The organism is Polaromonas sp. P1_G2 (assembly GCF_056405515.1).
The window spans coordinates 1-2,127 of record NZ_JBFUBY010000454.1; the positions used below are offsets into that span (position 1 = coordinate 1).

Genomic DNA, 2,127 nt, shown 5'->3' on the forward strand with positions numbered 1-2,127 from the left:
GGTCACCGTCCTGCAGCTCGAGCCCTCGCCGAGCCCGGTCGTCAAAAACAGCCGCGAGATGATAGACCGCCAGCTGACCCACATGACGCGGCTGGTCGATGACCTGCTGGACGTCGGGCGCCTGAGCACGGGCAAGATACGCCTCAAGAAGGAGACCCTCCTCTACAACCAGGTCCTGAGCCGGTCCGCGGAGGCCATGCGCCCCATCATGGACGCCAGGCACCACACTTTTTCGGCGGAGTTGCCGCAGGACGAGGTCTATGTGGACGCCGACGGCATCCGGCTGACCCAGGTGATCCAGAACCTCTTGACCAATGCGGCCAAATACACCCCAGCGGGAGGGCGTATCACGCTGCGATGCTGGGTGGAGGGCGCCCAGGTCTGGACCGAGGTGGCAGACAACGGGCTGGGCCTCACGAAAAGCGCGATCGCGCAGATTTTTGAGTTGTTCTCCCAGGGTGACATGCAGTCCGCCGCCAAGGAAAGCGGCCTGGGCATAGGCTTGACGCTGGCAAAGTCCCTGGTGGAAATGCACGGCGGCGTGCTCAGCGCCGAGAGCGAGGGCCCCGACAAGGGAAGCCGCTTCAGGTTTTCCATTCCCGGGAAAAGTGTGGACAAGGCTGCGGCGACCGATGCACCCGTGAAAAAATTCCTGGTCATTGACGACAACCGCGACGCGGCTGACAGCCTTGCGGAGATTCTCAGGCTGCTGGGACACTCGGCGAAGGTCGCCTACAACGGAGCGGATGCGCTGGAGATCGCAAAAAGCTATGAAGCGTCTGCCGCCCTGGTTGACATCGGCATGCCCGGCATGAATGGGTTTGAAGTCGCCGGCCGTTTGCGCGGCTTGCCGCACGGCGCCGGCATGCTGATCGCGGCCGTCACCGGCTACGGCAATGAAGACGAAAAGAACCGGACCCAGAGCGCCGGTTTCGACTGCCACCTGGTAAAGCCGGTGGATTTCCAGTCCCTGGAAGACCTGATCCAGCGCCTCGGCTGACTGCCGGGAGCCCGTCGCCTGCCTCGGGCTTAGTGGCGCAGGGGTGCGTCCGCCAGCAGCCTTCGCATGGCCAGGCTGTAGGCGACGTCTTCTTTCCATTGCTCGAATTCCGCGCTCGTCGGCATGGGGCCGCTGCCTTGCTGGTGCGCGGCCATCTTGGCGATCAGGCTGTTGTAGCGGCGCTCACGCGCGGAGCTGTCGGCATGCCCGGTGTTCTSGAGGGTAAGGGCTTCGGGAAGGGGCGAATGGGTGGTCAGAACGGCGGGCATGTGTTTCCTTGACGATTACCGAATACTGACAGGTCGGGCGCCGGCACGCCATGTCATTTTGCACACCTTCGCTGGGTAGTTTCCCGAGGGGGATACGCCAGGATGGGGAATGCGGAATATGTCACGGGCGCAGGGCCCTGGCCGGTATATCCCCCAAATAGGGGAGGGCCCGTGGCGTTGTTCGAACCCCGGGCATTCATCGTTTGCGGGTTGCCCGGCCTTGCACGCTCCCTTCCCGGTGGCAGTTCCCCAGCTCGTTTGGGATTAATCCGTCAAGATCCCTAGCCGGTTTTGAACGAAAAAACAGGAACTAATTTCGGTGAAAAGTTCCGTTTCCTTATGATCTTGTTGACGAGCCCTTGCTGTGCAGCATCATCTGGCATCGCTGATTTGTCGCGTTGCCGGACTCACATCACATCCCATGGGTACTTTTACCTCCCAGCCGGAACTTCCCGAAAAGGTAGCCGCCGCTTTTGTCGAGGCAACGGCTGCCCGATGGTCCTTCCCGCAAGTTGAGCTCTACGAAAAAGAGGCCCTGGTGATGCTGACGGTTGAAACGCCGTCGCCGGACGGGCAAGGCATTGATCCGGCGCTCAAACAATCCGTTGCGAAGGCACTCAACCAGCTGATACCCGCAGATCCCCAGCATCAGTTTGGACTCTGGATGGTGGTGTTCTGCTGCGAAGGCCATGTCTACGAGACGATTCATCCGAGTGAATTTAACGACTGAATGCGGGAAGGGCTGAGGAGTCCATTCGCAGGCTGCGCGCCTAGAATCGCCTGCATGATTCATCGATCGCAGAACCTGCATGCGCGCAGGCCGCCCAGCCTCAAAGTCGTTGCAGCGTGCTTTCTGGG

At 61.2% G+C, this 2,127-nt stretch carries 3 protein-coding genes; 2 read left to right on the forward strand and 1 reads right to left on the reverse strand.

Annotated elements, in window-relative coordinates; all coding sequences use genetic code 11:
* Nucleotides 1-1,000, forward strand: a 1,000-nt coding sequence (locus tag AC1D0P_RS25090) for a hybrid sensor histidine kinase/response regulator (RefSeq protein ID WP_477679218.1), incomplete at its 5' end; no start/stop codon positions are given.
* A 29-nt stretch (nt 1,001-1,029) separates the two neighbouring features.
* Here AC1D0P_RS25090 and AC1D0P_RS25095 read toward each other — a convergent pair.
* Entirely contained in the window at nt 1,030-1,269 is a 240-nt protein-coding gene (locus tag AC1D0P_RS25095; RefSeq protein ID WP_477679219.1) for a hypothetical protein, read from the reverse strand.
* Between the two features lie 421 nt (nt 1,270-1,690).
* On the opposite strand from AC1D0P_RS25095, the gene AC1D0P_RS25100 reads away from it, so the two are divergent.
* The gene (locus AC1D0P_RS25100) at nt 1,691-1,999 is read left to right on the forward strand and encodes a hypothetical protein (protein ID WP_477679220.1); all 309 of its coding nucleotides are present in this window, start codon (nt 1,691-1,693) and stop codon (nt 1,997-1,999) included.
* The last annotated feature ends 128 nt before the right edge of the window (nt 2,000-2,127 follow it).